At 39.4% G+C, this 18,999-nt stretch carries 14 protein-coding genes and 2 tRNA genes; 9 read left to right on the plus strand and 7 right to left on the minus strand.

From position 1 onward, the window contains the following. Positions 1-140 (plus strand): IS3 family transposase (locus tag C9914_RS07505; protein WP_158707287.1); only part of this gene is annotated, 140 nt, incomplete at its 5' end. Positions 141-151: 11 nt separating this feature from the next. Here the strand turns inward: C9914_RS07505 and C9914_RS07510 are convergent. Further along, a complete protein-coding gene (locus C9914_RS07510; protein WP_242972081.1) occupies positions 152-631 on the minus strand; it encodes a recombinase family protein in 480 nt (159 codons plus the stop codon). Positions 632-1,221: 590 nt separating this feature from the next. Between C9914_RS07510 and C9914_RS07515 the strand changes: the two genes are divergently transcribed. After that, positions 1,222-1,446: a helix-turn-helix domain-containing protein gene (locus C9914_RS07515; RefSeq protein WP_106764513.1), complete on the plus strand. Its 225-nt coding sequence runs from the start codon at positions 1,222-1,224 to the stop codon at positions 1,444-1,446. A gap of 5 nt (positions 1,447-1,451) precedes the next feature. After that, positions 1,452-6,089: a DUF4011 domain-containing protein gene (locus tag C9914_RS07520; RefSeq protein ID WP_106764515.1), complete on the plus strand. Its 4,638-nt coding sequence runs from the start codon at positions 1,452-1,454 to the stop codon at positions 6,087-6,089. A 267-nt stretch (positions 6,090-6,356) separates the two neighbouring features. Here C9914_RS07520 and C9914_RS07525 read toward each other — a convergent pair whose 3' ends face one another. The 5 genes from C9914_RS07525 to C9914_RS07545 form a co-directional block, all read right to left on the minus strand. Continuing rightward, complete coding sequence (locus C9914_RS07525) at positions 6,357-6,725, minus strand: TnpV protein (RefSeq protein ID WP_242972082.1); 369 nt, start codon at positions 6,723-6,725, stop codon at positions 6,357-6,359. Continuing rightward, entirely contained in the window at positions 6,712-6,921 is a 210-nt protein-coding gene (locus C9914_RS07530; protein WP_242972083.1) for a hypothetical protein, read from the minus strand. Before C9914_RS07530 ends, C9914_RS07525 begins: the two co-directional genes overlap by 14 nt. 372 nt (positions 6,922-7,293) lie before the next feature. Continuing rightward, positions 7,294-7,392 (minus strand): hypothetical protein, encoded by a 99-nt coding sequence (locus C9914_RS11930; protein WP_408003192.1) that lies wholly within the window; start codon positions 7,390-7,392, stop codon positions 7,294-7,296. A gap of 477 nt (positions 7,393-7,869) precedes the next feature. Then, the gene (locus C9914_RS07540) at positions 7,870-10,251 is read right to left on the minus strand and encodes a cation-translocating P-type ATPase (RefSeq protein ID WP_106764521.1); all 2,382 of its coding nucleotides are present in this window, start codon (positions 10,249-10,251) and stop codon (positions 7,870-7,872) included. 116 nt (positions 10,252-10,367) lie between these two features. Next, entirely contained in the window at positions 10,368-11,084 is a 717-nt protein-coding gene (locus C9914_RS07545; protein ID WP_106764523.1) for a JAB domain-containing protein, read from the minus strand. Between the two features lie 260 nt (positions 11,085-11,344). On the opposite strand from C9914_RS07545, the gene C9914_RS07550 reads away from it, so the two are divergent. Continuing rightward, positions 11,345-11,418: transfer RNA gene (locus C9914_RS07550), tRNA-Gln, on the plus strand. Between the two features lie 35 nt (positions 11,419-11,453). Next, positions 11,454-11,530, plus strand: a tRNA-Pro gene (locus C9914_RS07555). A 138-nt stretch (positions 11,531-11,668) separates the two neighbouring features. Here the strand turns inward: C9914_RS07555 and C9914_RS11975 are convergent. Further along, entirely contained in the window at positions 11,669-11,845 is a 177-nt protein-coding gene (locus tag C9914_RS11975; protein ID WP_330404321.1) for a transposase, read from the minus strand. Between the two features lie 30 nt (positions 11,846-11,875). On the opposite strand from C9914_RS11975, the gene C9914_RS07565 reads away from it, so the two are divergent. The 4 genes from C9914_RS07565 to C9914_RS07580 all read left to right on the plus strand — a co-directional run bounded on the left by C9914_RS07565 (position 11,876) and on the right by C9914_RS07580 (position 18,953). Then, positions 11,876-12,097 carry a hypothetical protein gene (locus C9914_RS07565; RefSeq protein ID WP_106764525.1) on the plus strand — a complete coding sequence of 74 codons (222 nt, stop codon included), beginning with the start codon at positions 11,876-11,878 and terminating at the stop codon, positions 12,095-12,097. A gap of 361 nt (positions 12,098-12,458) precedes the next feature. Next, positions 12,459-14,420, plus strand: a complete 1,962-nt coding sequence (gene uvrB, locus C9914_RS07570; RefSeq protein WP_022265485.1) for an excinuclease ABC subunit UvrB — start codon at positions 12,459-12,461, stop codon at positions 14,418-14,420. A gap of 98 nt (positions 14,421-14,518) precedes the next feature. Beyond that, on the plus strand, positions 14,519-16,501 hold the full coding sequence (locus tag C9914_RS07575; protein WP_106764527.1) for a DNA gyrase/topoisomerase IV subunit B: 1,983 nt from the start codon (positions 14,519-14,521) through the stop codon (positions 16,499-16,501). A 211-nt stretch (positions 16,502-16,712) separates the two neighbouring features. Continuing rightward, entirely contained in the window at positions 16,713-18,953 is a 2,241-nt protein-coding gene (locus tag C9914_RS07580; RefSeq protein ID WP_106764528.1) for a DNA gyrase/topoisomerase IV subunit A, read from the plus strand. Positions 18,954-18,999: the final 46 nt, after the last annotated feature.

Here is an 18,999-nt window from a genome sequence, read left to right on the forward strand (position 1 = left end):
CCAACCGCAGAACTTACTCTTCCTTTGATGAACTGAAACTGAGCATTTTTCAGTATATCAACGGTTTCTACAATTCTTTCAGACCTCATTCTCACAATAACGGCCTCTCTCCTGATCAGGCAGAAATGAATTTTTTGTAAAATTTGCTCTTTTACTTGTCTACTTTATTGACTATGGTCCACTTGAAGATGACCCAGTTTTCTTCCGGGTTATCGATGCGGGTCTTATCCTTGAAGGATTTAGAGTAGGTCTTGAAATTGATCATATCGCCACAGTATTCCTGCTGGGTCAGAATTTTACGAATGGTGCTGTTTTTCCATCGATAAGGGTTTGGCTGCGTCTTTTTGCCGCCCCTGCCGATGACTTTTTCGTGCCAGTACGCCGTGCAGTTGAGAATCCCATTTTCCTGTAAAATGCGGACAATGGTGTCGTTGCCCTTACCCTCCAGACACATACGAAAAATGTCCCGCACCACCTGAGCGGCCTCCGGGTCAATGATCCAGTGCTTTTTGTTCAGCGGGTCTTTCCTGTAGCCGTAGGGCGGCTGGCCCAGTGGTTCGCCGGAATTGCCCCGGATACGATGGGTAGACCGCACCTTGCGGCTGATGTCCCGGGCGTACATCTCGTTCATCACATTTCGAAATGGGGCAAGCTCATTTTCGCCGTCATCGCTGTCTACGCAGTCATTCACCGCAATGAACGGATATTGTGTTCCGGGAAGAAGGTGTCTGTGTAGTACCTAACACCGAGATAATCTCTGCCAAGCCGGGATATATTGGAAAAACCTCCTCTCACTTGTTACTAAAATGGGTAGGTGTTTGGTGACCCTCTTCTCCAAAATTTCTGCTATTTAATTTTCAAGGTGCACACGGAAAACCACAGAGCGGCGACAAGCGGTGGAACCAGCTACCGTCCTCTCACTTTCTCTTTGCCGAATTTTTCTGCGAAATTCCCGCACTTTTCAAAAATTCGCCTCTTTCAAGGCACAAGAGAAGAATCCCCTCAATAGGTAGGCATCGAGAAAGTTGATTTTTTAACCTCCTACTAACCAATTGGGAAAATTTTTCGAATTTTTCTTAAAGATGCAAAAAAGGCACAGCCGACGGATCAATCCGAAGGCTGCGCCTCTATATTTTGGTACTCAGTTTTCTCCAAACGGTGTTGAGAAAATGATAGGTGTATGGTATAATGCTGTTAATCTTCTGAAAGGAGAACTGTTTGATGACGCCTTTAAGTGAGTTAATACGGGTCATGCGCAAGAAAGCCTTGATGTCACAGGAGGATTTCGCAAAAACGCTGAATGTATCCGTTGGAACGATAAACCGTTGGGAAAACGCCAAAACCAAGCCGAATATCACAGCAATGAAGAAGATCAAGGCTTTTTGTGAGGAAAACAACATCCCCTTTGATGAGATTGAAGCGGCGTGGATCGCCCAAAAGGAATGACGAAGATGGATACAAAGAAGCTGGATAAGTGGGCTGATTTACTGCTGGATACAGGAAAACGCAATAATCTAATCAATTTTAAGGATACGCGAGCTTCAACCGTGGAGGTGCTGCTCCCGTCTTCTGATGTGTTATTTGAGAAAGTGGACGGGACAGCTTCTTTTGAGGTCTTCGATCCCAAAATTGTCGAAGAAGATGATGACTCGGAAGAATCCTATGCGCCGGAGCAGTTGCAAATTGAGGTGTCAGAAAAGGCCGAGGCTTCTGGCAGCAAAGCTGCATTTTTGGCTCAATATTCCGGTAAAATCAAGCGGCAGAATCAAATCCTACTTTATAATGTCGCAACGAATCCACTTACTGCCGTAAAAAATATTGATAAGAAGGCGCGGGAGTTCATTGAAGAAACCGGTGTCAATGTTGCGTACATGGCGTTTGGCTTTGTCCATTGGAAAGAAAGCGCCGCCTCGAACTATGTTTTTCGTGCGCCCATTTTGCTTGTACCGATTCGGCTGGAACAAGCGTCAGCGGTAGAACCCTATTTTATCAAGTCGGCAGAAGATGACATCATTGTTAATCCGACCTTTTCCTATAAAATGGACGCAGAACATGGGGTGAAGCTCCCTGAGTATAACGATGAGGGGCTGACTGCCTACCTTGAGAAAGTAAAGCGTCTTGTGGCAAAACTCCAATGGACAGTCACAGCTGAATGCAAGATCGGTATTTTCTCATTTCTCAAAATCAATATGTACCGGGATTTGAAGGACAATGCAGAGGCAATTCTTGCAAATCAGAATGTCCGTCAGCTCTTGGGTGAGCCAACCAGCACAGAAAAATTATACGGCGATGAGGGAACTGCTGGCTCTCTTATTGATCCATTGATTGAGCTACATAGTGTGGTAGATGCAGACTCCAGCCAGATTGAAGCGATTGAGATGGCAAAGACGGGGAAGAGCTTCGTTTTGCAAGGCCCTCCCGGCACTGGCAAAAGCCAGACGATTACAAATATCATCGCAGAATGCCTTAGCGATGGCAAAAAAGTGTTGTTCGTTTCTGAAAAGCTGGCAGCCTTGAATGTAGTCTACGACAAGTTGAAGCAAGCGGGACTCGCTGAGTTTTGTTTACAGCTCCACAGCCATAAAGCAAATAAAAAGGATGTTATTGCGGATATTTGCCATACACTCCGCACAGGGAAAAGTGCGGTTTCCTCGAAAGCGGACGCTGAAATTGCTATTAAGGAAAAGGCACAGCATCAGCTGGATGCCTATGCGGTTGAGCTTCACAAGCTGCGCCCGGTCATTGAAAAAAGCTTGTATCAGCTGTATGAATCTTACGCCGCATTTCGGTCCACGCCAGATGTCGAGTTTCCTATCTCTCAGCTTGCTTCCAAAGGTGAATCGTACTTGATAGAAACAGCTGCTCTTTTGGAGCAGTATACAGACTATATCCCATCCATCGGATATGATTATAGAAAGAACCCGTGGTACGGCTATATCAATCAGGACACATCTTACCAGTCAAAAAACGAGGTAAAGAGTGATCTTTCTGCCGTTTCACAATTCTTGCAGATATTGATTCCTTTGCAGCAGAAAATCTCTGAGAAGTATGAAATACAGTGTACCAGCGTGGAGGACGCACAGCTTTGGAACAGTTTCTTCGGTTTTGCAGCGACTTCCAAGCTGATTACGCCGTCACTCCTGGATCGGGAGCGTTTTGACGCGGTAAACTCTGCGCTGAACAAATTGCAAGGGCAGAGCGCAGATATTCTTGCTGCCCGCTCCGTTTTAAGTGCGGTGTTTGATGATGATATTTATAAACTGGATGGAGCTGCGTATCACAAAAAGCTGACAAAACAGTTTGGTGGAATCTTTTCCCGGCTTTTCAACGCCGAGTACAAGCAGTTTATCACCGACCTGCGCTTGTGCAAGAAGGACGGAAAGAAACCTGCTTATGATGAAGCTGTCTCCATGACAGAACGACTTGCCTATTATCAGCAAAAGACCTCAGAATTTGTTGAAGCTGAAGCACCCATCAAAGCGTTTCTTGGGGAAGCCTATTATGGTGTCGAAACCGAATGGAATTATGTGATGAAACAAATGTCTGCGATGGAAGCAATATTCTCCAGCAGCATTGCGTTCGGCACTTTGGAACACTATGACGATTTCACCTCTGAACGAGATATATTTGCCGATTACCACCAGAAACTTGACGAGACTTTCGCAGTTTGTAGTGCTGATACATTCAAGCGAGTTGATGGGTACTTTGATCGAGCGATTCTGAACACTCACTCTGCACCGTGTAATTTGGTATTGGCGAGATTAGCGGACTGTCTGAGTGAAATGGACAAGTTGGATAACTGGTGCCATTTCAGGAGTCTGCTCTCCAAGTTGGATGATAAACAGGTCGTGCCTTATGTAAATGCTGCCATTGGTCTGAATATAGAACCAAAACATATTGTCGGTGCCTTCCAAAAGCAATTCTACTATCAATGGATCGATTCGATTTTGTCCGGGAATCCTGTTCTGTCTGCATTCAATCGAATTTCTCAGGATAAAGCGATTCGTACTTTTTTCGAGAAAGATACTGAGCAATTTGAAATCAATAAGGCAAAAATCCGCGCTGAGCTTTCCTCTATGCGCCCATCGCTTGATATGATTGCGTCCGGGAGCGCATTGGCAATCTTGCTTCGTGAAGGCGAAAAAAAGCGCAAGCAAAAGAGTATTCGTTCTCTGCTTGCTGAAACAGGTGAGCTTGTTCAGCGAGTCAAGCCGTGCTTTTTGATGTCTCCGCTGAGCGTCAGCACTTTCCTTGCGCCAGATTCAGTTCACTTTGATATGGTTGTATTTGATGAGGCATCACAGATTTTCCCGCAGGATGCAATCGGCGCAATCTATCGCGCAGACCAGTTGATTGTTGTGGGTGACTCTAAGCAGATGCCGCCCAGCAATTTCTTCAATGCTACCATTGAAGCGGAGGACAACGATGAAGAAACCGGAGATGTAACGGACTTTGAATCTATCTTAGATCTGTGTTCGACATCCATGCAGCAGCTCCGGCTGCGCTGGCATTACCGCAGTCGATATGAGCAGCTGATTACTTTCTCCAACAAGAATTTTTATGACAGCGATCTTGTGACGTTCCCGTCTTCTAAGGTCGATGCTCCGGGAATCGGTGTAGACTATTATCACGTGGACGGCGTATTTGACCGCAAAGTCCATACCAACCGGAAGGAAGCAGAGTTTATTGTTGATCTGATCTATCAGAATATTGAGAAATACCCGAACCGCAGTCTTGGTGTAGTTGCGTTCAGCGTAGCGCAGCAGGACTTGATTGATGAACTGCTTTCCAAGCGGCGGCAAAGCACACCGGAAAAGGAATACTTCTTCAAGAACGATGGGAAAGAGCCTTTCTTCATCAAAAATCTCGAAACCGTGCAGGGTGATGAACGCGATACGATCATTTTCAGCATTGCCTATGGTATTGATGCGCAAGGGCGCCTACTGCATAATTTCGGTCCATTGAACCGTGTCGGCGGTGAACGAAGGCTGAATGTTGCCGTTACCCGTGCAAAATGCAATGTCCAACTGGTTTCTTCCATGCACTATACGGACATCGACTTGGGGCGTACATCAGCTGAAGGCGCAAGATTGCTTCGCGAATACCTCGATTGTGCCGAGAACGGAAGCGTTGCATTACAAAGGGCAATTTCCGTCAGCCCGTTTGAGCAATTCGATTCCGATTTTGAACTTGAGGTGTGCGATTATCTGAGATCCAAAGGCTTTGCTGTAGATACGCAAGTCGGCTGCTCTGGATTCCGTATTGACCTCGGTTTGAAGTTGCCAGACAGCTCTGACTATGTACTTGCGATTGAATGCGATGGCGCAACATATCACTCATTCAAAAATGCGCGTGACCGTGACCGTCTGCGGCAAGAAATTTTGGAGCGCATGGGTTGGAAATTCTATCGCATCTGGTCTACGGACTGGTTCAGAAACAAATCGGTTGAACAGCTGCGGCTTTTGGAGGCAGCTGCGGATGCAGTCCAAAATCCAACAAAAGCAGAAGTAAAGTCGGTAGATAGTCAGCCAACAGAAACATTTGAAGAGGTTGCAGTCGAAAAACATTTTGAATTTCCTGCGTATAAGGCGGCGGATTTTTTTGAGGTCTGCCAACATCATCATTACAGCGATTTCAAGGCAATCGTTAAGGAAATTTTGGAACTGGAAGCACCTCTATCGGAAGATTTGTTTCTAAAACGCATCGTGTGGTATTTCGACCGTGAAAAGGTTACGAATGTCGTACAGAGAGCCTACGAACAGCAGATGTACGGCTACCAGCGTTACGGTATTATCCGCAGAAATGGATTCCTGTATCTGGATAACGGAAAAGAGATTCAGTTCAGAGGTCCGGGCGATGTTGAGCGTGACATCAAACAAATTGCACCAGAGGAATTAGCCGCTGGAATGTTTGAGATTCTGAAACAAAATGTAACTGCCGATAAGAGCGGGCTGTACCGTTCTTTGGCTGCTCAATGCGGAGTGACACGTGTTGGAAAAGCCATCAATGAGGCGATGGATGCTGCACTGAATGTGCTGCTGCAAAACAATTCTATTGTGATTGATGGCGATCAAATATCTCTAAAATAAAGTTCTATTTATTGGTGGCTGCATCGGGGTCTTAGTGGGTGTCCCTAACAAGGACTTTTTACAGAGTTCTGCAGAACGGAGTAAAAAGGCAATGCTCGCTAAGATGACACAGGCATCGAGAGCAGTCATACTGTTTGACTTCGGCAGGAGTAAAAACAGTCTGCTCGTTAAGACAGTACAGTTCCTTCCTAATCGCAGAAAAGAGGCGCAGCCGGTACGCATTTGCATACTGGCTGCGCCTCTTTTGGGGCAGTAATACAGGATCAATTAAACGAAAATCACTTCCGCATTGACGATTTCAGTGGCTCGATTACGGATATTATTGCTCCGTTTGACCCATTCCATTGGGTCAGTTGCTTTGAGATTTTCAGTAACATTTTCCTCTTCAGACAGTCGCATTACAATGTCATTGAACAGTGCTTGCGCTTGCAATTCAATCTCTATAAGATAGCTGTTCAGTGTCCCGGCAGTGAGCAAATTGTAATAGCGTACACGGTGATGCTCTTTCAGGTACCGCCGGTGTCGCTGTCCCCAAACACCAATTTGCACCTCGATTTGATTATCAATCTCGAGATTCGGCAGATAATAATCACCCGCCTGTCGGTATGTGCCACCCAGCTTTTCAAACTCCGTCATTATGCTTTCCTCCATTCACCCCCGTGTATACGACCTTGAACTTCTTGCGCTTTGCACCGATGATTTTCAGCAGCACTTCGTCAACAGCGTCGGTATATCTGCCCTCTGTGAAGAGCCTGCTGCGCAGATCATTCAGACTTCCAATGAGAAGCCGCCGCTCTGTATCATCCAGTGCGAGATGATATTTCTGCTTCACATTCTGCCCTCCTTGTGTTATCATTGTATCGGATAGGCCATTAAAAATCGAATGTGCGAATAAAATTCTAAAGAAACTGTTCGTGTGCGAGATGAAATATATGTGTTTCTGCCGGTTAATTCATTGTTTTATGAAATCCGTTATCAGCACTCGCACCATATCGAGTATTCATGAGAAATTTGACTTTATGAATACTCGATTTTTGTTTTTAATCTTATTAATCTTATTTTTTATGGCTCGATGTCCATAGTTGTGGTAACCCGAAAAAATAGAATAAAGTGTAATTACAAGTGGCAGACAATTAAACTGTCGCTATTTTATTGTAGAATTGATATGTTTGTTGGAAAACATATGTAAAATGCGGGTGCGAAATCACTTGAAATTTCTGTGGTCGTAAGCATTTCTGTTGAGAACCTTGATTTTGTTATTATAACCTTTAATAAAGCCGTTGATGATTGGTATGAAAAACAAATTCAGTATCTATGTCAACCAATTTTGCATTATTTTGGCACACTTAACAAGCTGAGGGATACCACAATATAGTCTGACATAGCCTTTTTAGTGGACTTTCTGTTTTTGCAAGCAATGATTTTAAAAAAGTCCTATTTGTAAAAATGAGCCGTACACAAATCAGGCGAGTCATACAACATAAAATTAGCTTGTTGTTTTTTGCTCATCTTTCAATTCGTCAAATCTCTTAAAGAAGTAATTTCCTTGAATTTCTAAAGTATTTGCAATATGATTTGCTGAATTTTTTGTTCTTCTTTTCAGACACCTTCAAAAACCCAAAAAAGCTAGCGTATTCAGCTTTCTAAGCAATTCTATTTTAACAGATTTTGGTAAAATATGCGTTACTTTTTGTCTTTAGGCTATTTTTTACTTTTTACATTAAAAAGCACTCAATTTCATCAAAATGGAATCGAGTGCTTTTAAGCATAATATTTAAAATCAACAATTTACTTTTTTTATACTTTGCTTAGCTTCTACTTTATTGACTATATGTCTTGTGATTTTTCTAAAAATCCAGAAAATCAAAACACAAATTGCAAATATTATAACTAAGTTTATTGTCATTTTACCAGTAAATAGCGTTAGCGAGAATAGATTTCTAAAGCATAGAATACCTATTGCCAAGCCTGCTATCATCGTTACAAAAAGTGCAATTCTAAGCTTATTAAACGGCAAGCATTTTTCAAAGAGAACTATTATTCCCATAACGGAAACCACTGCTACTGCAAGCGTTACATATTGCTCATGAGAAATTTTAAGTATACTTTCAGAAATAATTACAAGCATAACGCTTACAACCGACGCAAGTCCTCCAGGCAATGAACTTTTAACAATATTATTAAAGAATGAACCTTTAATTCTGTTTTTATTTGGCTCAAGTGCAAGTATAAAAGACGGAATACCTATTGTAAATGCATTAACAAGCGTCATTTGAATTGGTTCAAATGGTGCGGCAGTATTTACGAAAAGGAAGATTATAGCAAGAACCGTCATATAGATTGTCTTAACCAAGAATAACGATGCTGAACGCTCTATATTATTTATAGTTCGTCTGCCCTCTGCAACAACCTTTGGCATAGATGCGAAATTAGAATTTAGCAATACAAGCTGCGATACATTTCTTGCGGCATCACTTCCTGAAGCCATAGCAACACTACAATCAGCCTCTTTAAGTGCAAGAACATCATTAACGCCATCACCTGTCATAGCTACTGTATGTCCATTGGCTTGAAGCGCTTGTACGAACTTTTTCTTTTGTGCCGGTGTTACTCTGCCGAATACGGTATTTTCAAGTATCGCTTTTTCTATATCTTCGTCAGTTTTGAGAGTTGTTGCATCAATATACTTATCGTAGTTTTTAACTCCTGCTCTCCTTGCAACATCGGAAACAGTAAGAACATTATCGCCTGAAATAACCTTAATCTCAACGCCCTGTTCATCAAAATATTGCAAAGTCTGTGGAGCTTCCGCACGAATCTTATCTACAAGCAGTAACAAGCCACAAATTTCCAAATCGTCTGGTAAATCTCTTTCATTAAAATCGTTCTTTGAATGAACTATAATAAGTGAACGATAACCTTTTGAATATTTTTGCAAAAGTTTTGAAAGCTCTTGAGGAATTTTATCCTTTAAAATAAATTCAGCCGCACCAATTACATAAGTGCCTTCCTTTTCAAAATTAGCACCAGACCATTTTTTTTCGGACGAAAATGGCATAATGTTATTTCCTACCCAGTCGGTATCATTATGGAATTTCTCTCTGATTGCGACAAAGGTTGCATTATTATCATCAAGTGCTGAAGTTAAAGCTGTAAGAGCTTTTTCGAGCTGTTCGCTTTTATTATCACCATATGGAATAACATCTACAAGCTCCATACAGCCCTCTGTAATAGTACCTGTTTTATCAAGGCATAGCACATCTACTCTTGCAAGAGTTTCTATACAATAAAGCTCCTGCACAAGAACTTTGTGCTTTGAAAGTCTTATGACGCTTACGGCAAGAACTGTACTTGTCAAAAGGATAAGACCTTCCGGAATCATTCCTATAAGCTGTGTTACAGTTGAAAGAACTGTTTCTTTAATATCTCCATGAATATTATATTGATGAATAGCAAGACCTACCCCAATAGGTACTATAAAGAAGGTTACTATTTTTATAATTTTATTTAGAGTATCCATAATTTCTGAATTGATTTTCTTAATATATTTTGTCTGTGCCGAAATAGAAGAAGCATAATTATCTTTACCTACACATTCTACTCTCGCACGACAGCTACCACTTACTATAAAGCTTCCTGAAAGCAGTTTATCGCCTTTTTGTTTATGTATAGAATCTGATTCACCTGTAAGAAGTGATTCATTAACATCACAGTTGCCTGAAATCAGTATACAGTCTGACGGAATCTGATTACCATTAGAAAGCTCTAAAATGTCATCAAGTACAATATCATTTACCCCGATTTCCTGTATCTTTCCATCTCGGATAACCTTAACTTTCACAGATGAAATAATAGAAAGCTTATCAATAGTTCTCTTTGCACGAATTTCCTGAAAAATTCCTATTGCTATATTACAGAACATAACACCAAGGAAAAGCAAATTCTTATAAGAGCCAACAAGAAAAACTGCTATACCAAGAATAATATTGATTACATTAAAAAGTGTAAGGGTATTATCAATAATAATTCTCTTTATACTTTTCGTGGGAACATCTGCATTATGATTCACCAAATCAAGCTCAATTTGTCGTTGCACCTGTTCCTTAGTTAAGCCAACCTTAGGGTCGGCTTTTATTCGCTGCTGAGCTTGTTCTTCGCTCATAAGCTACACCTCTCATTTTTAAATTTAAATATTATCTATATAAATAATCACGATTTAAATTATATCAACTTGCACATTTATTGTCAATTAAGAAACTCTTATATTTTGGTAATAAATTATTCACTATCATAATCAAACATTCTCGAAAATGGTGGTGTTGATGAAAGCGAGATATAATCTCTATCAGCAACAATAATATGATCAGCAAGATGTATTCCTATTGTGTCTAAAGCATCAGCTATATCAGCAGTTGCTTCTAAATCTGCCCTTGAAGGAAAAGCTACTCCACTTGGGTGGTTATGTGCAATTATAACTGTGACAGCCTTGCATCTTGCCGCTATACTCACTATATCCTTTGAAAACAAGGGTGCAGAGCTTGCGTCACCCTTAGAAATTATACCTGAATATTTTTCTTTTCCCTTAGCATCAAGAAAAAATGCATATACACATTCTTCGTTTTTGCCTGCAAATAGATGAACCATCTTTTTACCTATATTCTCATCTGTAATAATTTTTTCTTCATTATCAAACTTATCACTTTGATATGCTCTCGAAAGGTCTGGTATCATATGCAAAAGAACCGCCGCATTATACGAAAGCCCTTGTTGCATTAAAATATCTATTGGTGCATCAAAAACAGCAGAGAGCGAACCACAAGCCTCTAAAAGTCTATGAGCAATATCATTCGTATTTTTTCTTGGTATAGCGTAAAATAAAAGCATTTCTAATATTTCATGCTGTTCAAATACTTCTATGCCTTTATTAACATATTTATTCCTCATTCTTTCCCTATGTCCTTCGTGGACATTTTTCTTTTTATTTTGCTGTTCCACAAAATCACCGCCAAGCTATTACAGCTTTTTATAATAGATTAAAGCACATATAATACTTTAATTTCTATAAAAAATTCCACCTAATTATAGCAAAATTTTCAATTTATAGCAATATAAAGGCTATCTATTTTACAGCTTATTTATAATTTTAGAGGAATTAAATTTTTTTTAATTTTTTCAAAAAAAAACTATTGACATTTTTTAAATTCCGAGTATAATAAATTATGTTGTCAGTCACAAAGCGACAATAAATTGAATCTTGCGGAATTGTGTAAAGGTAGCACAGCAGACTCTGACTCTGTTTGTCTGGGTTCGAATCCTAGTTCCGCAGCCAACTAAAACCTCGCTCTTTGAGCGAGGTTTCTTAAACGAGGTGTAGCTCAGCTTGGTGGAGCGCTGTGTTCGGGACGCAGAGGCCGCTGGTTCGAATCCAGTCACCTCGACCATACTTATAATAAGCCCGCATAAACAAGCCGTTTGTGCGGGCTTATTTTCTGTAACTCAATGTCAATAGTTAGGGTAACCCGAGAAATAGAATAAAGTGTAATTGCAAGCGATAGAGAATTAAACTGTCGCTTGTTTTATTATAGAATTGATATGTTTATTGAAAAACATATGTAAAATGCGGTTGCGAATCGCTTGAAATTTCTGTAGCTGTAAGCATTTCTTTTGAGAACTTTGATTTTGTTGTTACAACCTTCTGATGAAAACTTGCCCCAAATTGCTGAAAAGATAGAAAAGATTATTCCGAAGAAAGCAATGTTGGTATTTCAAGCAGTTTTGATTGTGAAATGCCAAGTGTCGAAATAGAGGGCTGTGATTTTATCGGACTTATTGAAGTGCCAAGCTATGGAATAAAGCTCCCGATATATTCAGAATTTGAGTATTATATTCCAAAAGTTTATAGCAGAAATAATAATGGTTCACTTGTTATAGAGGTGAGATATTCGGAAAATCAATTTAGCTTTGCAGATTATATTTACAGACCTATATTGCAATATATTTCGCTATAAAATTAAGCGAATAACCCATTCAAGTAATATTATCCTAAAAAATTCCAATCTGATAAGCAAGCTTTAACGGCTTTTGTAAAACATAATAGTTCATATATCATAATTCATAGTGAATAATTTAGAAAGTGCAGAGCAAATAAAAACATTTGTTCTGTACTTTCTTGCTTGTATGTGTTATAATAAAAAAATTAGCGATTGTAAATTCTAATTAAAAGATAGATTTTCGCTAAATCGTTAATCAATTTGAAGTGATGAAATGCCCTTTTTATGGCTTGATTTTGTTTAATTTTTATGAAAAACAAAATTCGACTTGTTTAGTACCAAGCTTTGGGATTATAATGCGATGTATAGGAGGTTGAATATGTCAGAGTTTAAGCTTCATTCCGAATATAAGCCGACAGGCGACCAGCCACAGGCAATAGACGCTATATGCAGAAGTATAGAGGCAGGAAACAGAGAACAAACTCTTATGGGTGTAACAGGTTCAGGAAAAACCTTTACAATGGCAAATGTTATTGCAAGAATGAATCGACCAACACTTGTTCTTGCTCATAATAAAACTCTTGCTGCACAGCTTTGCAGTGAATTTAAAGAATTTTTCCCAGAGAACGCTGTTGAATATTTTGTGTCATATTATGACTACTATCAGCCTGAGGCATATATTCCAACAACCGATACCTATATAGAAAAGGATTCTGCTGTAAATGACGAGATAGATAAGCTCCGTCACTCAGCTACTTCAGCACTTTCAGAACGACGAGATGTAATAATTGTTTCGTCGGTTTCCTGTATTTATAGCTTGGGTAACCCGATTGATTATCGTACAATGGTAATTTCACTTCGTCCAGGTATGGAAAAAAGTCGTGACGATTTGCTTAAAAAGCTTGTTGAACTTCAATATGAGCGAAATGATGTGAATTTCACCCGTAATAAGTTTCGTGTTAGGGGAGATGTTGTCGAGATATATCCAACAAACTCTGATGAGAATATTGTTCGTGTTGAATTTTTCGGCGATGAAATAGACCGTATAACAGAAATTAACGCTGTCAGCGGAGAAATTCGTGGTACACTCAAGCATGTAGCAATTTATCCAGCTTCGCATTATATCGTTCCAAAGGATAAAATGGAAATAGCTATTGCGGAGATTGAGCGAGAGCTTGAGGAACGAATAAAATATTTTAATGATAAGGGCAAGCTTCTTGAGGCTGAACGCATAGAGCAAAGAACTCGCTATGATATAGAAATGCTTCGTGAAATAGGCTTTTGCACAGGTATTGAGAATTATTCAAGAGTGCTTTCAGGAAGAAAACCCGGTAGTAAGCCGTTTACCTTGCTCGACTATTTTCCTGATGATTTTCTGCTTTTTGTTGATGAATCTCATGTTATGCTCCCACAGGTAAGGGGAATGTTTGCAGGAGATAGGGCAAGAAAGGAAAGTCTTATAGAATATGGTTTTCGTTTGCCGAGTGCTTTAGATAACAGACCACTGAACTTTGATGAATTTTACGAACATATCAATCAAGCTGTTTTCGTCAGTGCAACGCCAGGTGATTTCGAGAAAGAGCATAGTGCTAAGATTGTTGAACAGGTTATCCGTCCGACAGGACTTCTCGACCCACTTATAACCGTAAAGCCTACTGATGGTCAGATGGACGATTTGATTTCAGAAATCAATAAGCGTACAGCTAAAAAACAGAGAGTGCTTGTAACTACTCTCACAAAAAAGATGGCGGAGGATTTGACCGAATATTTCACTACAATGGGTATAAAGGTTCGCTATATGCACCATGATATTGATACGGTCGAGCGTATGGAGATTATCAGAGATTTGCGTTTAGGCGAATTTGATGTGCTTGTCGGAATAAACCTTTTGCGTGAAGGCTTGGATATTCCAGAAGTTTCACTTGTTGCTATACTTGACGCTGACAAAGAGGGTTTCCTAAGAAGTGACCGTTCGCTTATTCAGACAATCGGCAGAGCCGCAAGAAATGCTGAGGGAGAAGTAATAATGTATGCTGATGAGGTTACAAGGTCTATGGAAAAGGCAATCTATGAAACCGAACGCAGACGAGCCATTCAGCAGAAATATAACGAAGAACACGGAATAATTCCAAAAACGATTATTAAGAAAGTCAGTGATATTATTGAGATTTCTACTCATTCCGACGATGGAAAGAAATCTAAAAAGAAGCTGACAAAAGCAGAAAGAGAAAAACTCATAGAACAGCTCACCAAGGAAATGAAAGCGGCTGCAAAGCTTCTTGAATTTGAACATGCAGCACTTTTAAGAGATAAAATTAAAAAGCTGAGGGAACAGAAATGAGTTTTGAAAATATAGAAAAATATAAGAAAGCTTAAATAAGACACAAGCGAAACTTTTAAGTTTATTAGTAAGTTATTTAAGAGAGGGATAAAAGGAAATTGGCGAAGAAAAAACAGGAATATGGAAATGAAAGTATAGTAACCTTAAAGGGCGCAGATAGAGTTCGTAAGCGTCCTGCTGTTATATTCGGCTCGGATGGTATAGAGGGTTGTCAACATTCTGTCTTTGAGATTCTCTCAAACTCTATTGATGAGGCTCGTGAGGGTTACGGAAATAAAATAATAGTCACACGCTATGAGGATAAATCCGTTGAAATTGAGGATTTCGGCAGAGGTATTCCAGTAGATTATAATAAAAATGAGGAACGCTTTAACTGGGAGCTTGTTTTCTGCGAGCTTTATGCCGGCGGTAAATTCAATAATAATGATGCGGAAAGTTATGAGTTTTCTCTTGGACTTAATGGCTTAGGACTTTGTTCAACGCAATATTCCTCTGAGTATATGGATGTAGATATTCGTCGTGACGGTGAACGCTATACTCTACATTTTGAAAAGGGCGAGAATATTGGTGGCTTAAAGCGAGAAAAGTATTCCAAGAAAGATACTGGTACAAGGATTCATTGGCGACCAGATTTACAAGTTTTTACTGATATTGATATAAGCAAGGAATATTATATAGAAATTATTAAGCGTCAGGCTATTGTAAATGCGGGAGTTACATTTATTTTTAGAAATCAGGTCGGTAAGGACTTTGAAACAACTGAATTTAAGTATGATAACGGCATAACAGACCATGTAACAGAGCTTATCGGCGAAAATGGTATGACGCAGGTTCAGACATGGAAAACAGAGCGAGTAGTTCGTGACAGAGAGGACAAACCCGAATATAAGGTTAAAATCAACATTGCAATGGCTTTTTCAAATAAAGTAAGTTGTGCTGAATATTATCATAACTCAAGCTGGCTTGAGCATGGTGGAGCTCCTGAAAAGGCTGTCAGAAACGCCTTTGTATATCAGATTGATTCTTACTTAAAGCAGAATTCCAGATATACTAAAAATGAAAGCAAAATCAATTTTTCTGATGTTGAAGATTGCCTTGTAATAGTAATTTCGTCTTTTTCAAGCATAACCTCATACGAAAACCAAACCAAAAAGGCTATCACAAATAAAGGTATTCAAGATGCTATGACGGAGTTTCTCCGCCATCAGCTTGAAATATATTTTATAGAAAACCCGCTTGATGCAGAGAAAATCGCAAATCAAGTTTTAATCAATAAACGCAGTCGTGAAGATGCTGAAAAAACTCGTCTTAACATAAAGAAAAAGCTCACAGGCAATATGGATATGACGGGCAGAGTTGCAAAGTTTGTTGACTGCCGAAGCAAAGATGTAGAAAGGCGAGAGGTCTTTATAGTTGAGGGCGATTCGGCTCTTGGTGCTTGTAAACAGGCTCGTGACCCGGATTTTCAAGCAATTATACCAATCAGAGGTAAGATACTTAACTGCTTAAAGGCAGGCTATGACCGAATTTTTAAGAGTGAAATTATCACCGATTTATTAAAGGTTCTTGGTTGTGGTGTAGAGGTTAAGTCTAAGGCTAATAAGGATTTATCTTCATTTGATATAAATAATCTTCGCTGGAGTAAGGTCATACTTTGTACCGATGCCGATGTTGACGGATTTCAGATTAGAACGCTTCTTCTCACAATGCTTTATAGACTGACACCAACTCTTATAGATGAGGGAAAAGTTTATATTGCAGAATCTCCACTTTATGAGCTTAATACTAAAGATGAAGTTTATTTCGCATATACCGAAGCGGAAAAGGAAGAGTTTATCAGAAAGATAGGCAATAAGAAGTTCACTATTCAGCGTTCAAAAGGACTTGGTGAAAACGAGCCTGATATGATGAGCCTTACAACAATGAATCCGTCAACACGCAGACTCATAAAGGTTTTGCCTGATGATGCAAAGCGTACAAGCGAAATATTCGATATTCTGCTTGGAGATAATCTTGATGGCAGAAAAGAATATATAGTAGAAAATGGAGCAAAGTATATTGATAATATAGATGTATCATAATGTTAGTTTTTGCATCTTGAAAGTTGTGACTCACCACAAAGTTCAGACTAAATTTGATATAAATAGATGATTGGCGAACACAGTTCGCCACTACATTTCTTCCCAAAAGAAAATTTAAATTTAGGGTAAGCCCTTTTAAAGGCTTGCAGAGTCGAGAAACAGCGTCCCTCGTGGGATTTGGCTCCAACATAAAAATTCAAGGGGTAATGATATGGCAAGAAAAAAGAAAACTACACCTCATACAGAGCCTAAACTGCATGGATATATTGCAGGAGCAGGTGAGATTGTAGAGCAAAAAATAGCTGATACAATAGAAGAAAACTATATGCCCTACGCTATGAGCGTTATACTTTCCCGTGCAATTCCTGAGATTGACGGTTTTAAGCCGTCACATAGAAAATTGCTTTATACTATGTATAAAATGGGACTTCTTGGCGGTGCAAGAACTAAATCTGCAAATATAGTTGGACAAACAATGAAGCTTAATCCGCATGGTGATAGTGCGATTTATGATACTATGGTTCGTCTTAGCCGAGGCTATGAAGCATTACTGCACCCATATGTCGATTCTAAGGGCAACTTCGGTAAATTTTACAGCAGAGATATGGCTTGGGCAGCCTCAAGATATACCGAGGCACGACTTGACCCGATATGTGCAGAGCTTTTCGGTGATATAGATAAGGATACCGTAGATTTTGTTGATAACTACGATAATACCCTTAAAGAACCTACACTTCTTCCAGCAGCATTTCCGTCTGTACTTATAAATGCGAATACAGGTATTGCTGTTGGTATGGCGAGTTCTATCTGTCCTTTCAATCTTAGAGAGGTATGCGAAACAACCATTGCACTTATGCGTAACGAAAAGCACGATGTTTCCGAAACACTTATTGCACCTGATTTTCCGGGCGGTGGTCAGATTGTATATGATAAGAAAACTATCGAAAACATCTATAATACAGGTAGAGGAAGTATAAAGGTTCGTTCACGCTATACCTATGATAAATTTGATAATTGTATTGATATAACAAGTATTCCTCCGACAACAACCTCAGAGGCTATAATTGATAAGATTATTGAGCTTGTAAAGCTTGGCAAGATTAAGGAAATTTCTGATATTCGTGATGAAACAGGTATCAGTGGTCTTAAAATCACAATCGACCTCAAGAGAAATATTGACCCTGATAAGCTTATGCAGAAGCTTTATAAAATCACACCGCTTGAAGATAGTTTTTCTTGTAATTTTAATGTTCTTATCGCAAGAACACCGAGAGTTCTTGGCGTTAAGGATTTACTTAACGAATGGATTGCATTCAGAATTGAGTGTGTAAAACGCAGAACCTACTACGATTTGCACAAAAAAGAGGACAAGCTCCATCTTCTTAAGGGACTTGAGAAGATTCTCCTTGATATTGACAAGGCTGTTAAAATAGTTCGTGAAACCGAAGAAGAAAGTGATGTTGTTCCAAATCTTATGATTGGTTTCGGAATTGATGAAATTCAAGCTGAATATGTCGCTGAAATCAAACTTCGTCATCTCAATCGAGAATATATTCTCAAACGCACAGATGAAATTGAAAATCTTGAGAAAGATATTGCTGAGCTTAAAGCAATCCTCGAAAGCAAAACCAAGGTTAAGAATATAATCATTAGAGAGCTTGCCGCTATTGCCGAAAAATACGGTCAGCCACGAAAGAGTATGATTATCTATGCTTCTGATATTGTTGAAACTGAGATTGAGGAAGAAATTCCTGATTATCCTGTAAATCTTTTCTTTACAAAAGAGGGATATTTCAAGAAAATTACTCCGATTTCACTTAGAATGGGTGGCGAACAGAAGCTCAAAGATGGAGATGTCATACAGCAATCACAAGAATCTATGAATAATACGGATTTGCTGTTTTTCAGTGATAAATCACAGGTTTATAAAACAAAGGCTCGTGATTTCTCTGATACCAAAGCAAGCGTACTTGGAGAATTTATCCCCGCCAAGCTGAATATGGACGAGGGTGAAAGTGCCATTTATATGCTTGCAACCACTGATTATTCGGGTTATGTTTTCTTTTTCTTTGAGAATGGTAAGGTTGCTAAGGTCAGCCTTAAAGCATATGAAACAAAAACAAACCGTAAAAAATTGACAGGTGCATATAGTGATAAGGAAAAACTTAGTGCAATAGTTTTTGTTAATGATGAGGATAGCGAAATTCTTATGCGTTCATCATCAGGCAGAGCGTTATTGTTGCATACAGGTGCTATTGCTTCAAAAACCACAAGAAATACTCAAGGTGTAGCTGTATTCAAGCAAAGAAAAGGCCATCGTCTTATTTCTGCGGAATTATATCATGAAGGTATGCTACAAACGCCTCAAAGATATAGAACAAAGTCTATTCCATCATCAGGAGCGTTGCCGACAGCAGAAGAGCTTGAGGGCGAACAATTAGAACTTAAATAAATGAGAATGGCAGAATCCTTTTTTACTTTGGATTCTGCCGTTTTGT

Origin of the sequence: Pseudoruminococcus massiliensis (assembly GCF_900291955.1) — a bacterium.
GTDB classification, from domain to species: Bacteria; Bacillota; Clostridia; order Oscillospirales; family Acutalibacteraceae; genus Pseudoruminococcus; species Pseudoruminococcus massiliensis.

Coding starts and splice junctions, on each gene's coding strand:
- C9914_RS07510 (WP_242972081.1), bottom strand. CDS start 631: ATGAACGAGATGTACGCCCGGGACATCAGCCGCAAGGTGCGGTCTACC.
- C9914_RS07515 (WP_106764513.1), top strand. CDS start 1,222: ATGACGCCTTTAAGTGAGTTAATACGGGTCATGCGCAAGAAAGCCTTG.
- C9914_RS07520 (WP_106764515.1), top strand. CDS start 1,452: ATGGATACAAAGAAGCTGGATAAGTGGGCTGATTTACTGCTGGATACA.
- C9914_RS07525 (WP_242972082.1), bottom strand. CDS start 6,725: ATGACGGAGTTTGAAAAGCTGGGTGGCACATACCGACAGGCGGGTGAT.
- C9914_RS07540 (WP_106764521.1), bottom strand. CDS start 10,251: ATGAGCGAAGAACAAGCTCAGCAGCGAATAAAAGCCGACCCTAAGGTT.
- C9914_RS07565 (WP_106764525.1), top strand. CDS start 11,876: ATGCCAAGTGTCGAAATAGAGGGCTGTGATTTTATCGGACTTATTGAA.
- uvrB (WP_022265485.1), top strand. CDS start 12,459: ATGTCAGAGTTTAAGCTTCATTCCGAATATAAGCCGACAGGCGACCAG.
- C9914_RS07580 (WP_106764528.1), top strand. CDS start 16,713: ATGGCAAGAAAAAAGAAAACTACACCTCATACAGAGCCTAAACTGCAT.